Source organism: Halorubrum sp. PV6, from assembly GCF_003990725.2.
In the GTDB taxonomy this organism is placed as follows: domain Archaea; phylum Halobacteriota; class Halobacteria; order Halobacteriales; family Haloferacaceae; genus Halorubrum.
This window is the reverse complement of record NZ_CP030064.1, coordinates 1,224,882-1,243,357: the sequence shown is the minus strand read 5'-3', so window position 1 is coordinate 1,243,357 and position 18,476 is coordinate 1,224,882. Positions and strand designations below refer to the sequence as shown.

Annotated in this window: 18 protein-coding genes and 2 pseudogenes; 11 read left to right on the top strand and 9 right to left on the bottom strand. The window is 69.4% G+C overall.

Going from position 1 to position 18,476, the window contains the following annotated elements; genetic code table 11:
• The first annotated feature begins 154 nt into the window (after positions 1-154).
• From purS to ilvD, 4 genes are all read left to right on the top strand, one after another.
• Positions 155-406: a phosphoribosylformylglycinamidine synthase subunit PurS gene (gene purS / locus DOS48_RS19940; protein ID WP_004045690.1), complete on the top strand. Its 252-nt coding sequence runs from the start codon at positions 155-157 to the stop codon at positions 404-406.
• Between the two features lie 88 nt (positions 407-494).
• Positions 495-1,172 carry a phosphoribosylformylglycinamidine synthase I gene (gene purQ / locus DOS48_RS19935; RefSeq protein ID WP_127117408.1) on the top strand — a complete coding sequence of 226 codons (678 nt, stop codon included), beginning with the start codon at positions 495-497 and terminating at the stop codon, positions 1,170-1,172.
• 57 nt (positions 1,173-1,229) lie between these two features.
• Positions 1,230-1,622 (top strand): VOC family protein, encoded by a 393-nt coding sequence (locus tag DOS48_RS19930; protein ID WP_127117407.1) that lies wholly within the window; start codon positions 1,230-1,232, stop codon positions 1,620-1,622.
• An 83-nt stretch (positions 1,623-1,705) separates the two neighbouring features.
• Complete coding sequence (gene ilvD / locus DOS48_RS19925; protein WP_127117406.1) at positions 1,706-3,493, top strand: dihydroxy-acid dehydratase; 1,788 nt, start codon at positions 1,706-1,708, stop codon at positions 3,491-3,493.
• Positions 3,494-3,560: 67 nt separating this feature from the next.
• On the opposite strand, the gene DOS48_RS19920 is transcribed toward ilvD, so the two are convergent.
• Both DOS48_RS19920 and DOS48_RS19915 read right to left on the bottom strand, forming a co-directional pair.
• Positions 3,561-3,815: a hypothetical protein gene (locus DOS48_RS19920; RefSeq protein WP_127118852.1), complete on the bottom strand. Its 255-nt coding sequence runs from the start codon at positions 3,813-3,815 to the stop codon at positions 3,561-3,563.
• A gap of 197 nt (positions 3,816-4,012) precedes the next feature.
• Positions 4,013-4,432, bottom strand: a complete 420-nt coding sequence (locus DOS48_RS19915; protein ID WP_127117405.1) for a universal stress protein — start codon at positions 4,430-4,432, stop codon at positions 4,013-4,015.
• 120 nt (positions 4,433-4,552) lie between these two features.
• On the opposite strand from DOS48_RS19915, the gene DOS48_RS19910 reads away from it, so the two are divergent.
• Positions 4,553-5,005: an NYN domain-containing protein gene (locus DOS48_RS19910; RefSeq protein WP_127117404.1), complete on the top strand. Its 453-nt coding sequence runs from the start codon at positions 4,553-4,555 to the stop codon at positions 5,003-5,005.
• Between the two features lie 34 nt (positions 5,006-5,039).
• Here the strand turns inward: DOS48_RS19910 and DOS48_RS19905 are convergent, their stop codons facing one another.
• On the bottom strand, positions 5,040-5,708 hold the full coding sequence (locus DOS48_RS19905; protein WP_127117403.1) for a S26 family signal peptidase: 669 nt from the start codon (positions 5,706-5,708) through the stop codon (positions 5,040-5,042).
• A 144-nt stretch (positions 5,709-5,852) separates the two neighbouring features.
• Between DOS48_RS19905 and gcvT the strand changes: the two genes are divergently transcribed.
• A complete protein-coding gene (gene gcvT, locus DOS48_RS19900) occupies positions 5,853-7,013 on the top strand; it encodes a glycine cleavage system aminomethyltransferase GcvT (protein WP_127117402.1) in 1,161 nt (386 codons plus the stop codon).
• Positions 7,014-7,037: 24 nt separating this feature from the next.
• Here gcvT and DOS48_RS19895 read toward each other — a convergent pair whose 3' ends face one another.
• Positions 7,038-7,715: a hypothetical protein gene (locus tag DOS48_RS19895; RefSeq protein ID WP_127117401.1), complete on the bottom strand. Its 678-nt coding sequence runs from the start codon at positions 7,713-7,715 to the stop codon at positions 7,038-7,040.
• 190 nt (positions 7,716-7,905) lie between these two features.
• On the opposite strand from DOS48_RS19895, the gene fdhF reads away from it, so the two are divergent.
• Positions 7,906-10,050, top strand: a complete 2,145-nt coding sequence (gene fdhF, locus DOS48_RS19890; RefSeq protein WP_127117400.1) for a formate dehydrogenase subunit alpha — start codon at positions 7,906-7,908, stop codon at positions 10,048-10,050.
• A gap of 59 nt (positions 10,051-10,109) precedes the next feature.
• Here the strand turns inward: fdhF and moaC are convergent, their stop codons facing one another.
• Both moaC and DOS48_RS19880 read right to left on the bottom strand, forming a co-directional pair.
• On the bottom strand, positions 10,110-10,637 hold the full coding sequence (moaC, locus tag DOS48_RS19885) for a cyclic pyranopterin monophosphate synthase MoaC (RefSeq protein WP_127117399.1): 528 nt from the start codon (positions 10,635-10,637) through the stop codon (positions 10,110-10,112).
• Positions 10,630-12,078, bottom strand: coding sequence for an NAD(P)H-hydrate dehydratase (locus tag DOS48_RS19880; RefSeq protein WP_127117398.1), 1,449 nt, complete (start codon positions 12,076-12,078; stop codon positions 10,630-10,632). The genes moaC and DOS48_RS19880 overlap by 8 nt, the downstream gene beginning before the upstream one ends.
• Before the next feature lie 346 nt (positions 12,079-12,424).
• On the opposite strand from DOS48_RS19880, the gene DOS48_RS19875 reads away from it, so the two are divergent.
• Positions 12,425-13,456: a glycosyltransferase gene (locus DOS48_RS19875; protein ID WP_127117397.1), complete on the top strand. Its 1,032-nt coding sequence runs from the start codon at positions 12,425-12,427 to the stop codon at positions 13,454-13,456.
• Positions 13,457-15,130 carry a DUF2070 family protein gene (locus DOS48_RS19870; RefSeq protein ID WP_127117396.1) on the top strand — a complete coding sequence of 558 codons (1,674 nt, stop codon included), beginning with the start codon at positions 13,457-13,459 and terminating at the stop codon, positions 15,128-15,130.
• A 39-nt stretch (positions 15,131-15,169) separates the two neighbouring features.
• Here the strand turns inward: DOS48_RS19870 and DOS48_RS29660 are convergent.
• Both DOS48_RS29660 and DOS48_RS29655 read right to left on the bottom strand, forming a co-directional pair.
• Positions 15,170-15,415: pseudogene (locus DOS48_RS29660) on the bottom strand (HU family DNA-binding protein); the annotation flags it as partial.
• Between the two features lie 174 nt (positions 15,416-15,589).
• Positions 15,590-15,823: pseudogene (locus tag DOS48_RS29655) on the bottom strand (HU family DNA-binding protein); the annotation flags it as partial.
• A gap of 187 nt (positions 15,824-16,010) precedes the next feature.
• Here DOS48_RS29655 and DOS48_RS19860 point away from each other — a divergent pair.
• Complete coding sequence (locus DOS48_RS19860) at positions 16,011-16,400, top strand: DUF2237 family protein (RefSeq protein WP_127117394.1); 390 nt, start codon at positions 16,011-16,013, stop codon at positions 16,398-16,400.
• A gap of 20 nt (positions 16,401-16,420) precedes the next feature.
• On the opposite strand, the gene DOS48_RS19855 is transcribed toward DOS48_RS19860, so the two are convergent.
• Positions 16,421-17,434 (bottom strand): lysylphosphatidylglycerol synthase transmembrane domain-containing protein, encoded by a 1,014-nt coding sequence (locus DOS48_RS19855; protein ID WP_127117393.1) that lies wholly within the window; start codon positions 17,432-17,434, stop codon positions 16,421-16,423.
• A 163-nt stretch (positions 17,435-17,597) separates the two neighbouring features.
• Here DOS48_RS19855 and DOS48_RS19850 point away from each other — a divergent pair, with 163 nt between their 5' ends.
• Positions 17,598-18,458, top strand: a complete 861-nt coding sequence (locus DOS48_RS19850; RefSeq protein ID WP_127117392.1) for a hypothetical protein — start codon at positions 17,598-17,600, stop codon at positions 18,456-18,458.
• Positions 18,459-18,476: the final 18 nt, after the last annotated feature.

Genomic DNA, 18,476 nt, shown 5'->3' with positions numbered 1-18,476 from the left:
GGCTGCATACACCCACTTCGAGAACACGGAGGGGTTTGCCCCTTTCGTTCCGTGCCGACGTTGCTACCCACACGAACGACCACTAAATATCCACGAACGTGGATATAAAAGACGTTCCAAAACGGTTTTTACACACGACTCCGCACTCCACCACATGACGGCATACACCGCGACGGTGACGGTCCGCTTGAAGCGGGGCGTCCTCGACCCGGAGGCCGAGACGACACAGCAGGCGCTCGAACGCCTCGGGTTCGAGCTGTCCGACCTCCGGTCGGCCGACCGATTCGAGGTCGACCTCGACGCCGCCGACGCCGACGAGGCAGCCGACCGCGCCGACGAGATGGCCGAGCGGCTGCTCGCGAACCCGACCATCCACGACTACGAGGTCGCGGTCGCGGAGCGATGACGGTCGCCGTCGCCGAGACGACGCCGATCGTCACCGACGCGAGCGGCGCCGGCGGAACCGCTGCGGCCGCCCACGCGGGGTGGGCGGCGTGACGGTCGCCGTCGTCCAGTTCGGCGGCTCGAACTGCGACCGCGACGCGGTCCGCGCGCTCGACCACCTCGGCGTCGACGCGGAGCGCGTCTGGCACGAGGACGGCCTCCCGGACGACGCCGACGGCATCGTCCTCCCCGGCGGCTTCTCGTACGGCGACTACCTGCGAGCCGGTGCGATGGCCGCCCGCGATCCGATACTGCAAGCGGTCAGAGACGCGGCCGCGGAGGGCGTCCCGGTACTCGGCGTCTGTAACGGCGCCCAGATCGGCTCGGAATCCGGCCTCGCGCCCGGCGCGTTCACCACCAACGCCTCCGCGCGCTTCCAGTGTGAGCCCGTTCACCTGCGCGTCGAGCGCGCCGACACGCCGTGGACCGCCGCCTACGGCGAGGGCGCGGTCATCGAGGTCCCCATCGCGCACGGCGAGGGGCGCTTCGAGATCAGCGAGGCGGCCCACGCCGACCTCGTCGCCGACGACCGCGTCCTCTTCCGCTACTGCGACGCCGACGGCGCGGTCACCGACGAAGCCAACCCCAACGGCTCGACCGACAACATCGCCGGCGTCCTCGGCGAGCGCGACTCGGTCGCCGTGTTAATGCCCCACCCCGAGCGCGCGACGCTTCCCGACCTCGGCCGCAGCACCGACGGCGCGGGGATCCTGCGGGCGTTCGCCTGACGCGTTCGGCCGGCCGTCCGGATCACTTTTTCACGCGGCTCCGCGTAGGTCGTTCACATGCAGGCACGCCACATCGATCACGTCAACCTCCGGATCCCCGCGGACGGCGCCGCGGACGCCCGCGAGTTCTACGGTGAGCGACTCGGGTTCGACATCGAGGACGACCCGTACGAAGCCGGCGAGAAGCCCTTTTTCGACGTGCGGCTGTCGCCGACCGCCGTGATCCACTGCTGGCCGACCGCGGATTTCGAACCGCCGACGGCGACGAACTACGACCACGTCGCCGTCGGCGTCGAGGAGTCGGCCGACGAAATCGAGGCCGAGTTGGCGGCCGCCGGCGTGGAAATCGAGAAGTCGCTCGACGAACCGCTCGGCGCGACGGGGGAGTCGCCGGCGGTGTACGTTCGGGACCCGTTCGGGTACCGGGTTGAGATCAAGGCGGGAGCCTGACTCCCGCCCCGAACCGGTTCGCCTCGCCAAGCAACCCTTGTTTCGTTGCGGTCGTTTAATACCCCCGAGCGACACGGTGAGGTATGAGCGACCAGCAGCCGCGGTCGGAGGGAGACGGCTCCCGACGCCGCGACGACGCGGACCGGTTCGCGGGCGAGAAAGACGAGAGCCTGCGGAGCAGAGACGTGACGGAGGGGGCGGACAAGGCCCCGCACCGCGCGATGTTCCGAGCGATGGGGTTCGACGACGAGGACCTGTCTTCGCCCATCATCGGCGTCCCGAACCCGGCGGCCGACATCACGCCGTGTAACGTCCACCTCGACGACGTGGCGGACGCCGCCATCGAGGGCGTCGACGGCGCGGGCGGGATGCCGATCGAGTTCGGCACGATCACCATCTCCGACGCCATCTCGATGGGGACCGAGGGGATGAAAGCGAGCCTCATCTCCCGTGAAGTGATCGCCGACAGCGTCGAGCTCGTCTCCTTCGGCGAGCGGATGGACGCGCTGGTGACGGTCGCGGGCTGCGATAAGAACCTCCCCGGTATGCTGATGGCCGCGATCCGCACCGACCTCCCCTCGGTGTTCCTCTACGGCGGTTCGATCATGCCCGGCCAGCACGACGGTCGCGACGTGACCATCGTGCAGGTGTTCGAGGGCGTCGGCGCCTACGCCGAGGGCGACATGAGCGGCGAGGAGCTCGACGAGTTGGAGCGCCACGCCTGCCCCGGCGCGGGCTCCTGTGGCGGGATGTTCACGGCGAACACGATGGCCTCCATCGCCGAGGCGCTCGGGATGGCCCCGCTCGGCTCCGCCTCCGCGCCCGCCGAGGACCCGGAGCGCTACGAGGTCGCCGAGCGCGCCGGCGAACTCGCCATGGACTGCATCGAGAACGACCGCCGTCCCTCGGATATCCTCTCGCGGAAGTCGTTCGAGAACGCGATCGCACTGCAGACCGCCATCGGCGGCTCCACGAACGCGGTCCTCCACCTGCTCGCGCTGGCCGCCGAGGCCGACGTGGATCTTGCGATCGAGGACTTCGACGAGATTTCGCGGCGCACCCCGAAGATCGCGAACCTCCAGCCCGGCGGCACCCGCGTCATGAACGACCTCCACGAACTCGGCGGGGTTCCGGTGGTCCTCCGACGGCTCTTGGAGGCCGACCTGCTCCACGGCGACGCGATGACCGTCACCGGTCGTACCCTCGCCGATGAGGTGGCGGAACTGGAAGCGAACGGCACGCTCCCGCCGGAATCGGAGACCGAGGCGGACTTCCTCTACCCCGTCGAGGACCCGAAGGAGGCGGAGGGCGCGATCAAGATTCTCAAAGGCAATCTCGCGCCCGAGGGCGCCGTGCTGAAGGTGACCGGCGACGACGCCTTCTACCACGAGGGGCCGGCGCGCGTGTTCGAAAACGAGGAGGACGCGATGGAGTACGTCCAGTCGGGCGCCATCGACTCCGGCGACGTGATCGTGATCCGCAACGAGGGACCGACCGGCGGCCCCGGCATGCGCGAGATGCTCGGCGTCACCGCCGCCGTCGTCGGCGCGGGCCACGAGGAGGACGTGGCGCTGCTCACCGACGGTCGGTTCTCGGGCGGCACGCGCGGCCCGATGATCGGCCACGTCGCGCCGGAGGCCGCAGACGGCGGCCCGATCGGGCTCATCGAGGACGGCGACCACGTCACGGTCGACATCCCCGAGCGCGACCTGACCGTCGACCTCACCGAAGACGAACTCGCCGAGCGGCGCGAGGCGTGGGAGGCGCCGGAACCGCAGTACGCGGGCGGCGTCCTCGCGAAGTACGCCCGCGACTTCGCCGGCGCGTCCGACGGCGCCGTGACGAACCCGCGGCTGACCCGCGATTTATAAGTAGTCGAACGCGTACCAACTTTCGTTTATAAGTAGTCGGCGGTCGCCGCGGCGCGGTTCCTCCCCTCTACTCCCCCGTCGTGCCGCCGTCGGTGTGGGCCGTCCGGACCGACTCGGCGCGCCAGACGTTGCTCCGGCGACCCGCGCGCGACAGTTCCATCTTGACGACCGATCCGACCGGGAGGTCCGCGACGCGCTCGCGCGCGTCCTCGTCCGCGTACTCGACGACGTGGAAGGTCTCGTTGCGTGGATGTGCACGTACCGTGGTGCAATCGTGATCGTTCTGCTCGGAAATTACCGTGTACGCGTTGGTTCCGGACATCATACTCCGTTATTCTTGGACATACTACTTGAACACTTCGTATATTCACTACGGTCGTCGATCAAGTAGTAATACGAATATAAGGTGTTTAGTACTCGGATACGGCGAGTATTCGCGCACCGAGTGATCAGTCGTCAACTCGCGGCGAGACGCCGCCGCGCCGCTCACGAAGCCGCGCTGAGGTCCGCTGTGCCGCGTCAGCGAACGACGGTCACGGGCGCCGCGGAGCCGCGAACGATCTTCTCGGCGACGTTGCCCACGAGCAGGCGGTCCGCGAGCGTCCCGCTGTGGCTCCCGACGACGACGACGTCGAACTCGTCGCTCATCTGGACGACCGCCCGCGCCGGGTGGCCGGCGACCACCTCGGTGCCGATCTCCACGCCGCGCTCGGCGGCGATCTCGCGGGCGTGGTCGAACAGGCCGCGCGCCTGTTCTTCCGCCGCCGACCGCCAGTCGTCCGCGAGCGCGAGCCCCGCCGCGCTGCCCATCATCGAGGAGGGCTCGCCCACGACGTGGAGCACGACGAACTCGGCGTCCGGGTGCGCATCGAGCGCGAAGCGCAGCGCGCGCTCGGCCATCTCCGACTCGTCTATCGGCACCAGCACGCGAGATACCATGCGACGAGTACGGTCGGTGCGGTGATAAGTAATGTGTTCACACAGCGCAACCCGTCGAGCCACGCGCGGCCTCGGCGTCAGACCAGCACGCATATCTCCGCGGATCGCACACACAGAGGCATGGAATCTAGCCGGTCGGACGACGACCCAGTCGGCGTGGCGCTGTTCGTCGACGGGCCGAACGTGTTACGCGAGGAGTTCGACGTCGACCTCGACGACGTGCGGGTGGCGGCGGAAGCGGAGGGACAGCTCGTGACGACGCGGCTCTACCTCGACGAACACGCGACGCCGGGACTCATCCAGGCGGCAGAGGCCCGCGGGTTCGAGGTCGTCGTCACGAGCGGCGACGTCGACGTGAAACTCGCCGTCGACGCCGCCCGCTTCGCGGCCGAAGGCCGGATGTCGACGCTCGCCATCGCCTCGCGGGACACCGACTTTAAACCGGTCGTCGAGACCGCGAACAGCTACGGCATCAGGACGCTCGCAATCGCGCCCGGCGAGTTCGGACGGTCAGACGCGCTCCGCAACGCCACGAACGACTCGGTGACGCTCGACGGCGACGAGAGCGAGTAACGACCGCGGACGAACGCATCGGTCGCGGACGAACTCACCGGTCGCGCCGAGCGCGCCCCCGGTGACTTCGTCCGAGCCTGTTTAAAAACAGCGCGCCGAACCCGCCGGCGACGCCCGCGGCGCCCCCGACGCCGAGCACCGTCGGGAGGAGGCCGACGCGCGCGACGGCGGCGTCGACGCCGACCCGGAACCAGCCGAGGTTCGGGACGGCGACCAGCGCCTTGGCGGTGATCCACTCCTCGCGGACGACGGGCGTGATGCCGGCGCTCTGGTCGTACTGGCCGTTGGCGTCGCCGTACGTGAGGTAGCCGTCGTGGGGCGCGGGACACGCGGCGATGCTCGCGCAGTCGCCGTCGAGCAGGTCGGGGTCCGCCCGCTCGGTCCAGTCTTCGCCGGCGGTCACGGGAAACGCGAGGCGATGTAAGATCGGCGGGTTGCCGTCCGCGGGCGCGTCGAACACGACCACGTCGCCGGGGGCGCCGAACGCGGTCGGCGCGTCGGGCGCCGCCGCGCCGGTGAGGCCGCCCCACGGGAACCGGTCGGTCGACGTGACCACGACGAGGTCGCCGCGCTCGATCTCCGGGGCCATGCTCCCGCTCTCGACGGCCACGAACGGCGGCCACGCGCCCGCCACGGCGGCGACCACGACCGCGACCAGCACGACCGCGACGGCGGGCGCGAGGAGGCCGGAGGGGTTCCGCATTACGTGCCGTATCGGGAGTGGGACCGGCTTGAGGCTGTCGCCGGTGGTCGAAACAGCCGGCACGCGAGCGGTCACCAGTCCCCGCAGTCGGCGACTGGTTCCCCGATGGCAAGACCTTAGGTCCGGCCGAGCGACCGTTTTCGCATGTCTGACCGACGCACTCCCCTCCACGATATCCACGAGGAACGCGGCGCGAAGTTCACCGACTTCGGCGGCTGGCAGATGCCGGTCGAGTTCGACTCGATCAGCGAGGAACACGCCGCGGTCCGCGACTCGCTCGGGCGCTTCGACGTGTCGCACATGGCGGAGATCGAGGTGTCGGGACCGGACGCGACGACCCTGATGAACCGCCTCACGACCAACGACGTGACGGCGCTCGCGCCGGGCGACTCCCAGTACGCCGCGATCACCGACGACGACGGGATCATGCTCGACGACGCGGTCGTCTACCGGCTCCCGGACGGGATCGAGGCCGGCTCCGGGAGCGACGCGGTCGACGGCCTGGACCGCGATCTGGACGCCGGCGACGGCGACCCCGCGTACCTCTTCGTCCCCAACGCCGGCCACGACGAGCAGATGTACGACCGGTGGGTCGACTACCGCGACGCGAACGGGCTCGACGCCGCCGTCGCGAACGCGACCGACGACTGGGCCATGATCGCGGTACAGGGACCGGACGCTGCCGCCGCCCTCGACGCCGTGACCCCGGCCGACCGCGTCGTCGACCTCTCGAAGTTCCAGGCGACCGTCGCCGCGGTCGAGGGAGTCGACGCGTGGGTCGCGCGGACCGGCTACACCGGCGAGGACGGCTTCGAGGTCCTGTGCCCGGCCGCCGACGCGGTGACCGTCTGGGAAGCCATCGGCGACGCACAGCCCTGCGGGCTCGGCGCGCGAGACACCCTCCGGACCGAGATGGGGTACCTCCTCTCCGGGCAGGACTTCGATCCGGAGAGCGAGCCCCGGACTCCCTACGAGGCGCGGATCGGCTTCGTAGTCAAACTCGACACGGAGTTCGTCGGTCGCGACGCGCTCGAAGCCCAGAAGGAGGAGGGGTTCGACGAGCGGTTCGTCGGGGTCCGCCTGCTCGAACGGGGCGTCCCCCGGAACGGGTACGCGGTCACCGACGGCGACCTCACGCGGGTCGGACAGCTCACCTCCGGCACGATGAGCCCCACGCTCGACGAACCGATCGGGCTCGGCTACCTCCACGAACACTACGCGGACCCCGGTACCAAGGTGAGCGTCGTCGTCCACGGCGGGGAAAAGCGCGGAGAGGTCGTGATACCGCCCTTCCTCGACCGCTAAGCCCGCGCCGTCACCGGTCGCCGGTCACAGCGACCGGCCGGTGGCGGTCGCGTCCACGCTTCGAATGACCATGTAGAGCCGCCAGGGGTCGACGCCGAGTCGGTCGGTGAGCCCGGCCACCGCGTCGAGGTAGCGGTCGTACGCCTCGACCGTCATCGGCTCCGGGTAGGCGTCGTCGAGGCGGGCCTCGAACTGGGCGCCCGCGGTCAGCGCGGCGACGACCGCCCACTCGCGCTCGCCGACCACGATGTACTCCTGGGGGGCGAGGAACCACAACAGCGCCGAGGCGACCCCGACGTCGACGCCGGGGATCTGCGAGAGCGCGTCGAGTGCGCGATGGTGGGGTCGATTTCCATCTGGCTCTGCCGGCGGTCCGTCCTCGTCGGCCTCGCCGCCCTCGCCGCCCTCGCCGTCGAGCGCGTCGACGGCGTCCCACATCGCGCCGCGCAGTTCTCGGGGCTCCGTGTCGGCGACGGCGTCCTCGACCGCGCGGCGCTCGGCGTGGTCGACGTCCGTGACGGCCCGCCGGAAGTACCAGCGGACGACCCACTCGACGTCCCGGTTCCCGTACTCGCCGGCCCGGAACGCGGCGGGAAGCGAGGCTATCGCCTCCGACTCGACCGGATAGAACGGGGCCGACTCGCGGTACGTCTCGACGTGGTCGTCGACGCGCCCTGCTACGTCGGCGAGCGAGACATCCATACCCGCCGAACGACCGGGGGCGACAAAACGGTTCGCCGGGTGGATGCGGTGACAGTGGGAGTGACGCCGTGACGGCGGGCGTGACGCGGCGCCGCCGTAGCCGCCCGTGGCACCTCGTCGTGGGAACCACCGACACACTCATGCGGACGCGATCACAATTGTTCTGGCATGATCGAACGAGGTGAGCGTCATGTCGACTGACGGCGACGAGGGGGTCAACACCATCTGCCCGTACTGCGGCGTCGGATGCGGCATCAAGGTGAAACAGGGCGCGGAGCCCGGCGACGTGAACTTCATGCCGTGGGGCGAGGCGCCGGTCAACGAGGGGCGCGTCTGTATCAAAGGCGGCGCCGCGACGCAGGTCGTCGACCACGAGGACCGGCTCACGGAGCCATTAATAAAGGAAGACGGTGCGTTCCGCGAGGCGACGTGGGAGGAAGCCTATTCGCGGATCGTCTCGGAGATGGAGCGCATCCGAGCGGAGCACGGCCCCGACGCGATGGGCTTTTTCGGCTCCTCGAAGACGATGAACGAGGAGAACTACCTCCTCCAGAAGATCGCGCGTCGGTACGGCACGAACAACGTCGACAACTGCACGCGGATGTGCCACGCGTCGACGGTGTGGGCGCTCCGGACGAGCCTCGGCGCGGGCGCGATGACGAACAGCATGGCCGACCTGGAGGCGTCGGCGGACGTGTTCTGGATCCAGGGCGCGAACCCCGGCGAGCAACACCCGATCGCCAACAGTCAGTACTTCCGGCAGGCCGTCCTGGAGGGCGCGACCGTCATTCAGGTCGACCCGCACGCAAACAAGACCACCCGGTCGTTCGAAATCGACGAGACCGACCGGCACATGCACCTGCAGGTGAACCCCGGCGCCGACATCCCGCTGCTCAACGTCGTGTTGAAGACGATCCTCGACCGCCACGAGGCGGACCCCGACGCGGGGTGGATCGACGAGGAGTTCGTCGAAGCGCGCACGGAGGGGTTCGACCACTTAAAACAGACGCTCGCCGACTTCGACAAGGAAGCCGCCGCCGAGGAAGCGGGTGTCCCCCTCGAAGACATCGAACTCGCCGCCGAGAAGTACGCGATGGCGAACAACGCCGCCATCTTCACCGGGATGGGGATGAGCCAGCACGCCTGTGGGGTCGACAACGTCCAAAACGAGATCAACCTCGCGCTGATCACCGGGAACCTCGGGAAGCCGGGGACCGGCGTCAACCCGCTGCGCGGGCAGAACAACGTCCAGGGGACGAGCGACGTCGGCGCGATGCCGAACGTCCTCCCCGGCTACCAACTCGTCGACGACGACGCGGCCCGCGAAAGCGTCGAGGCGGTCTGGGGGTTCGACGTGCCCGACGAACCCGGCCTCACGAACGTGGAGATCTCCCACGAGGCGGGATCATCGATCAAGGGGCTGTACGTGATGGGCGAAAACCCCGTGATGAGCGAGCCCGACGGCAACGCCGTCGAAGCGCGGTTGGGGTCGCTGGATTTCATGGTCGCCCAAGACATCTTCATGACCGAGACTGCAGAACTCGCCGACGTGGTCCTCCCCGCGACGACGTGGGCCGAGCGCGGCGGCACCGTCACCAACACCGACCGCCGCGTCCAGCGCATGCGCGGGGTGAGGAAGGTCCACGAGAACACGAGACACGACCTCGACATCCTGATGGATATCGGGAGCCGCCTGTTCGGCGACGACGCGTTCCGATTCGCCGACGTGGAGGCCGTCTTCGAGGAGTTGCGCGAGGTGTGTCCGATCTACCACGGGATGAGTTACGACGCGCTCGGCGAGTCCGGGATCCAGTGGCCCTGCTACGAGCCGGGCGACGAGGGCGACCAGTACCTCTACGCGGACTCGTTCGACACCGAGAACGGCCTCGGGAAGATCGAGGGCGTCCGCCACCAGCCGCCGGCGGAGGTCCCCGACGAGGAGTATCCCCTCATCCTCACCACCGCGCGAATCGAGGAGCACTACAACACGGGGACGATGAGCCGGCGGTCGCCGACGCTCTCGCGGCAGCGCCCGGAGAACTTCGTCGACGTCCACCCGAACGACGCCGAGCGGTACGGCATCGAGGACGGAGAGACGGTCACGCTCCGCTCTCGGCGCGGCGAGATCGAGGTGCAAGCGCAGGTGACCGAGGACATCAAGGAGGGCGTCGTCTGGACGACGCCGCACTTCGCCGCCGCCTCCGCGAACCGGCTCACGAACGACGTGTTGGACGACCGCGCGAAGATTCCCGAGTACAAGGCCGCGGCCGCCGACATCGCGGTCACCGTCTCAGACGGGGGCGACCAAGACGATCCGGAGCCGGCCGACGACTGACCCGCCTGCTGGCCGACGACTGACCCGCCTGCCGACGACTGGCCCGCCTGCCGGCCCGGCTACCCGTCGAGCGCGCGCTTCTCTTTCGCGACGACCTCGACGTTCGCAATCTGTGTATCCGGATAGCCGCCGTCCGCGTCCTTCTCCGCGGCTTTCACCATGTCCCAGACGACGTTGAGGCCGGTCGTCACGCCCTCTAACGCCTCCATCTCGCAGCCGGTCTTGCCGGTCGTCTCGACCGCGACGGTGAGCTCGATGCGGTCGCGCTCGACCGCGAAGTCGGTGTCGACGTTCGTGATCGGGATCTGATGGCACATCGGGATCGTCTCCCAGGTGTGTTTGACGGCCTGGACCGCCCCGACGCGGGCGGTCGCGAGCACGTCGCCTTTCCCTATCTCGTCGGCCTCGACCGCCGCGATCGTCGATTCCGTCAGTCGGATCTCGCCGCGCGCGACGGCGCGGCGGCTCGTGTCGGGCTTGTCGCCCACGTCGACCATCCGGACCTCGCCGGAGGCGTCGGTGTGGGTCAGGTCGTCGGTGGGGTCGCCGGATGAGTCGTCCCCGCCGGCCGGCTGCTCGTCACGCATCACGCATCGCCTCCGGCAGCCGGTCGGGTAAGTCCGTCGCCACGAGCCCGTCCCCAAGGTCGGCGGCCGCCGAGTCGCCCGCGCGCCCGTTGACGTACGCGCCGACCGCAGCCGCGCGGAACGGGTTGGTAACCGCCGCGAGCGCGCCGACCGCGCCGGCGAGCACGTCGCCCGTGCCGCCCACCGTCATCCCCGGATTCCCCGTGCGATTCAGTCGCACGGCGTCGCCGTCGGTGATGACGTCGCGGGCGCCTTTCACGAGCAGGGTGTGCCCCGTCTCCTCGGCGAACGCCCGGACCAGCGCCGCGCGCTCGTCGGGGTCTGTCGCCGTCTCGCCGCCCATCTCGACCAGCTCGCCCTGGTGCGGCGTACAGATCAGTTCGGCGTCGGTGTCGGCGTCCGGGACCGCCCGCAGCGCGTCGGCGTCGACGACCGCGCGCCCGTCGTACGCGGAGAGGAACTCCCGCACGAACTCGCCCGTGCCGTCGCCGTCGCCGAGCCCCGGTCCGAGGACGACGACGTCGTTGCCGGCGGCCAGATCCAGCGCCCGGTCGACGTGGGCCGGACCGAGGCGGTCGCCCGGCAGGTCGCGGACGATCAGGTCGGCGGCGTACCCGCGGACCGTCTCCGCGACCGTCTCCGGGCAGGCGACGCGGACCAGATCGGCGCCGGCGCGGAGGGCCGACCGAGCCGCGAGCGCTGGCGCGCCGGTGTACGGCCCGCCGCCGATCACCAGCACCTCGCCGTTCTCGCCTTTGTGCGAGTCCGACTCGCGACCGATGGCACGCAGGTCGCCGGGGCCGGTGAACCGCTCGGCCGCGGCGGGAATTCCGATGTCGGCGACGGTCACCTCGGCATCGAGCGCCTCCAGCCCCGGCTTCTCGTCGTGGAACGTCACGACGCGGTCGGCGTCGACGGCGACCGCGGCGCGGTCGGCGCCACCGGTCGGCGTGCCGGTGTCGGCGTCAATCCCCGAGGGAACGTCGACGGCGACGACCGCCGCGTCGCTCTCGTTTATCAGTCGGGCCGCGGTCCGTTCCGGCTGGCGGAGCGCGCCGGCGACCCCGGACCCGAGCATCGCGTCGACCACGACGTCCGGGTCGTCGAGCGAGAGGTCGGCGGCGTCGGTGACCGACTCGGTCGGAATCTCGGCGGTTTCGAGGGCGGTCCAGTTCTCGCGGGCGATGTCGGTCCGGATCGAGTCGGGGCGACCGAGTAGCCGGACCGTCACGTCGTACGCCGAGAGGAACCGGGCCGCGACGAACGCGTCGCCGCCGTTGTTCCCCCGGCCGCAGAGTAGTGCGACGCTCGCGCCGGGGTCGGCGAGCGACCGGACCTCGCGGGCGACGGCGTTGCCCGACGACTCCATCAGCTGTTTCCGCGGGACGCCGAGGGCGGCGGCGTTGGCGTCGACCGCGGCCATCCGATCGGTGGTGATCATGGGCTGGCGTTGGCGCGCCGGGTGATTAATGATGTGGGCCGGCGGTTCCGGAAGGATGTGGGCCAGTGGTTCCGGACGAGCCGACCCGAACCGACCGCTCGCTCGGCGAACCGGGAGAGTCGCGAAATGAAAATGTTGATAGCCGTCGGAGGGAAACTCGCCAGACACCAACTGTGGCACAGCCTGGACACGACGGCGGCGCTGCGGGACGACCCCACACCGACTGCGGTGAGGCGGGCGCTGTGCGGCCCGCGGCGACGGGTCCGGTCCCCGACCGATCCGCGCGGTCGTCCGTGTCTCGGAACCGGTTCGGCGGCGCTCGACAGACGACACGGCAAGCCCTCACATGAACATCGGATTCTTCACCGACAGCTACTTTCCCGGCGTCGACGGCGTGACGTACACGATCCACGCGTGGCGGGACCGGCTCGAACAGCGCGGCCACGACGTGTACGTCGTCTACCCGGCGAGCAGCCACGAGCCCGACGAGCGGGAGCTTCCGGTGCCGTCGCTGCCGAACCCCTTCTACCGCCAGTATCGCGTGCCGACCTACCGACGGCTCTCGACGCTGCCGGACTTCGACGTCGTCCACTGTCACGGCCCGGCCTCGACCGGGCTGATGGGCCGGCGATACGCGAAACGACGCGGCGTTCCCTCCGTGTACACGCATCACACGCCCGTGGAGGACTACTTCGTCCAGGGGCTGAAAGTCGAGGCGCTGGCCGGCGTCGTCGGCCGGGCGTACGTGGCCTACGAGAACCGGTTTCTCGACTCGTTCGACTGCGTTACCGCGTCCACGTCGCGGATCCGGCGCGACGTGACGCCGCGAACGCTCCCCGTCGGCATCGAGACGGAGCTGTTCCGGCCGGTGACGGACGAGCGGTTCGTACACGACGAGCCGACGGTGGGGTATAGCGGCCGGATGACCCGAAAGAAACACGTCGACGAGATCCTCCGACTGGCCGACCGGCGGCCGGATCTCCGGTTCGAGTTGGTCGGCGACGGGCCGGTCCGCGACGATCTCGAGGCCGACGCCTCGGAGAACGTGCGATTCAGGGACTTCCTCCCGCGCGAGGACCTCCCGGCCTTTTACTCCGGGCTCGACGCCTTCGTCACCGCCTCCACCTGCGACACCCTCGGGCTCTCGACGCTCGAAGCGAACGCCTGTGGCACCCCGGTCGCGGCCGCCGACGTGCCCCCGTTCGACCGTACCATCGGCGAGGACAACGGCGCGCGGTTCGAACACGGCGACATCGCGGCGATGGAGCGGGCCGTCGTCGACTGTCTCGACCGCGACAGGCCGACTCGCGCGGCGGTCGAGGAGTTCTCCGTCGAACGGACGATAGACGAGCTAGAGGAGATATACGGGGTGAGCTAGATGGGCGCAGACAACGTCGACGTCTTCCAGCGACTGGTGTTCAGTGTCCCGCCGCTCTCGAAGCAGCTGCCGGCGATGGTCGCGCTCGGGGTCCTCTACAGCGTCGTCACGTTCGTCGCCTTCTCCGAGTTCACGCCGCTGGCGCTCGACCCCCCGACGCTGCTCCCGATCGCGGTCCTGCTCTTTATCCTCCCGTTCCTGTTCGCCGGCGAGCTGTTCCACCGCGCGCTCCCGCGGTATCCGCGGACCTGGAGCTTCTTTCTGGCGCTGACGAATCAGTTCGTCACCTTCGTGTACGCGCTGGTCCTGTCGGGGGCCAACGACGTGGGGAACGCCTGGAGTATCGTCTGGCTCCTCTTTATCACGCTGTACCTGATCAACATCTTCGTTCTCGTCCTCTCGACGGGGATCGACCACTACAAGCGACTGCTGGTCGTCGCGCTCGCGGAGCCGGCGGCGCTCATCGTGGCGTTTTACGCGTTCGCCGGCGGGAACCTGGGGTTCTCGACGTACCGCCACGTGTTCGCGTTCGCGTCGCTTTTGATCGCCGCGGCGTTCCTCGTCTTGGTCCTCGCCATCGTCGACTACCTCATCCGGAGCAACACCGACGTCTCCGCGTTCAAACTCACCTCCGGCATCCTCCAGAACGACCGCGCCTCGCTGGACCTGGGCGTCGAGGCCCGCCCGGCCGTCGAGACGCTCGCCGTCGACAACGGCGAGCGACTCACGCTCGCGGCGCCGTGGATCCACCCCGGTCCCCTCGGCGGGTTCGGCGGCGGCCAACTGAGCGCCAACGTGATCGACGCGCTGAACGACGGCTCGGACGACGAGACCGGGTTCTTCCTGCACGTCCCCTGTACCCACAAGGAGGACCTGTCGAACCCGGCGGACGCGGAGCGCGTTCTCGATGCGGTCACGGCGCCCGAGATGACCGCCCGCGCGTCGCGGCTCGTCACCGAGTCGTACGGCAAGCGCGAGGGGTACGCGGACGTACGGTTCCACGGGCGGAAGATCGGCGACCGGGAGGTGATCGTCTTACACGGCGAGGGGATAGACGACTACGACACGGGCGTGTTCATGGGCGACGTCGACCACGACGAGGTGCTGTTGATAGACCAGCACAAACACGACATTCAGAACGGCCCAGACGTCGAGATCCAGTACGGCTCGGCCGAGGCCGACCGCCTGAAACGCGCGTTCGACGACTTCCGAGCGCGTCTCGCCGAGGCGCCATTAGATGATTACGCCGCGGGATTCGCCCTGGCGGAGTCGGACCAGCACGCGCTGGCGTTCGTCGAGTCGGTCGGCGGCGAAGAGGTGTTGTGGATCGGCGTCGACACGAACGGGCTCACCCCCGACGTGCGGGAGACCGCCGACCGCTACCGCGACGCGTTCGACGAGGTGATCCCCTTCTCGACCGACACCCACGCCTCGATCCACGAACTCGCGAACATGCGCGAGTCCGACACCGACGCCATCGAGCGCGCGGTCGAGCGAGCGGCCGACGACGTGGCGCCGGCGAGCGTCGGCCTCGCGAGCCGCCGCACGGAGCCGGTGAAACTGCTTAAAAACGACTACAACGGGCTCGTGTTCAGCGTCAACATCCTCATCCGGCTGACGGTCATCGCGCTGGCGGGGCTGTACGTGCTGCTCGTGTTGTGGCTGTTCTTCTGAGCGCCGCTCCCGGTCCGCAGCCGTCGTCGCGGGCGACGCTCAGTTGACAGCCTTCGAAAGTTCGGCGCCCGCCTTGAACTTCACGACGTTTTTCGCCGCGCTCTGAGCCCTTTTGCCCGTCTGCGGGTTCCGGCCCGTCCGCGCGCTGCGCTTCGAGATGCTGAACGACCCGAACGAGTCGTCGGAGCCGTCCGGAGCGGGGATCGACAGCCGATCGCCCTTCTTCAGCGCCTCCGTCGTCACGCTGACGAGCGCGTCGATGGCCTTCTTCGAGTCCGCCTTCGAGAGCCCAGCGCGCGAGCCGTGCCTCGTCGCGCTCGCGACGTACGCCGCGTCGATCACCACGTCGGCGTCCCGGCACTTGGCGCTCGCCTCGTCTCCCTTTCCGGGATTCAATGCGAGGGCGGCCGCGAACTCGGGGCACGCGCCGAACGTCACCGCCGAATCGTCTTTGGGCCGGCGCCCGGTCTGCGGGTTCCGCCCCGTCCGCGCGCTGCGCTTCGAGATGCTGAACGATCCGAAGCCGACCAAGACGGCGCTGTCGCCCTTTTTCAGGGCCTCCGTCGTCCCGCCGGTGATCGCGTCGAGCGCCCGCTTCGCGTCCGCCTTCGAGAGGCCGGCCTCGCTCGCCATCGCCTCGACGAGTTCGGGCTTCTTCGACGCCGCGGCCCCGCCGGTCGTCGCGAGGGCCAGTCCGAAGGCCGTCGAGGCGAGCGCGCCTCGTCGTAGGACCGTCCGCCGCGAGAGTGTGTGTTGTGTCATGCCTGATATCCTCACCCACCTTACACGCGCTCAGAGCATAACTGTAGTGTGTATTTCGGGCGAAACTCCGCAAGACCCACGCGAAGCGCCTTTCGTCGCCGAGGCCTGCGATCGATACATGACCGAACGGAACGTTCTCGGCGAGGAGTTGGCCACCTGTAGCGACGACCCGCGGACCGGCTTCGAGCGCGACGGCTGCTGTGGCACCCATCCCGGCGATCGCGGGCGACACGAGCTGTGTGCGGTGATGACCGACGAGTTCCTGTCTTTCAGCGCCGAGCGGGGGAACGACCTGGTGACGCCGCGACCGGAGTTCGACTTCCCCGGACTCGCGCCCGGCGACCGCTGGTGTCTCTGTCTCGGGCGGTGGATCGAGGCGCTCGAAGCGACCCGCGACCGGCAGCTCCCCGAGACGACCGTGCCCCCCGTCGTCCTCGACGCGACGAACGAGGCGGTGTTGGACGCGGTCGACCGCGAGACGCTGGAAGCGCACGCGTACGACGCTTAAAAAGGGACGGCGCGAGCCGACTACCGAACCGTCCGAACCCCGAGGACCGACGCCGACACGCCGCCGACGGCGACCGGCATCCAGTAGACGCCGCCGCGGAAGACGAGGACGGCGGCCGTGACCGCGGAGGCCGGAACGCCCGTCGTCGGGACTAAGAGCGCGACGAACGCCGCCTCGATACCCCCGAGGCCGCCGGGAAGGGGGGTCGCGCCCGCCACGTACGCGAGCGGGACGGCGAACAGCGCGACCGCCGGCGGGATGGACGCGCCCACGGCGGCGAACGCGACCACGAGCGCGGCCGACTGGAACAGCCAGCCGGTGAGCGAGAGCCCGACCGCCGCGGCGAGTCGACCGGGGCTCGTCCCGACGCGCTCGATGTCCTCGAAGAAGTTCCGGAGTCGACGGCCGATCCCCTCCGTGACGCGCTCGGCGTCGAACCGGTCGAACCGCCCGACCAGCCGACCGACCGCCGCCGGGAGGCGCTCGACGACGGTGCGCCGGAACCGCCACACGAGGCCGATAACGGTGACGATGGCCGCGATGAGCGCCACCGCAACCGTGACGGCGACTTCGAGGCGCTCGCCGACGGCGGCCGTCGTCGCGTAGTAGCCGACGCCGAGCAGCACCAGAGAGAGGGAGGGGACGACGTTCAACACGTCGACGCTGGCGATGCCGACGAGGCTCGACTCGTAGCGGGAGCCGGAGACGCGGGAGATGAGCGCCGCGGCCACCGGCTCGCCGCCCGCCTGACCGAAGGGCGTGACGTTGTTGGCGAAGACGGCGCCGGCGTACACGAGGAAGGCGGTGGTGACTCCGAGCGAGATGTCGAGCGAGCCGAGCACGGTCCTGAGCATCAGGCTCCACGTGACGAGCCAGCAGAGCGCGAGGCCGAACGTCGCCGCGACGAGCGCGGGGTCCGCCGAGAGCAGGCTCTCGACCACGCGGTCCGTCCCGACGACGACGAAGAGGACGGCGAGGACCGCGAGCGCCGCGGCCCCGCCGACGAGCAGCCCCCGCCGCTGACCCCAGTCCATGGAGAGCATGGCGCGCTGGACGACTTTAAACGTCTGATCGGGTCGCGGACGGGCCGAGGGCGGGGGAACCGTCGCCGCGGAGCGACGCCGACGCCCGGCGAGGCGCGTCGGACGGCCGGCATCAACAAGAATACAACCGTTGACCGGGAACGAGGGCGTAACGATGGACGATCAGCGCTTCCTCGAATCGGAGTGGGACTACTGTCTCGTCTTAGACGCGTGTCGCTACGACGTGTTCGAGGACGTGTACGACGAGTACCTCGACGGCGACCTCGAAAAGCGGTGGAGCGTCGGATCGTCGACGCCGGAGTGGGCCTACCGGACGTTCACGGGCGACCACGACATCGCGTACTTCTCCGGGAACCCCTTTATCAACGACCTGGAAATTCCGCTGAACGAACTCAAGTGGGGAGCGAGCTGCGACTACGAGTGGACCGCCTCGGACCACATCAGCGACATCCACGACGTCTGGAAGAGCGGCTGGGACGACGACTTGGGCACCGTTCCGCCGGACGCGCTCGCGGAGGCGTACCACGACAATCTCGACGCCGTCGAGCGCGCCGACCGAACCGTGCTCCACTACATGCAGCCGCACGCGCCGTACCTCTCACGCGGGAAGGGCCAGAAACTCAAACAGATCCAGAAGGGGATCAAACGGCAGGAAGAGGAAGCAGAGTCGGACGACGACGACGGCGGCCTGCTCTCGTCGCTCAGCGACTCCGTTCGCCCGAAAATCGAGAGCCGGCTCGACGACAGCGAGTTCGCGCAGAAGGCGGGGCTCTGGCTGGAGCTCGACCCCAAGGACCTCGTGATGGACGGCACCCGCGTGACGGCGCTCAAACTCTACGAGGAGAACCTCCGGATCGCCTTGGAGTCCGTCGCCGAACTCGTCGACGAGTTGGACGGCACGGTCGTCGTCACCGCCGACCACGGCGAGGCGTTCGGCGAGGAGGGCGTGTGGGAACACCACATCGAGACCCACATCCCGCCGCTGATGGAGGTCCCGTGGCTGGAAGTGGAGTGAGCAGCCTCGCGCCGACCG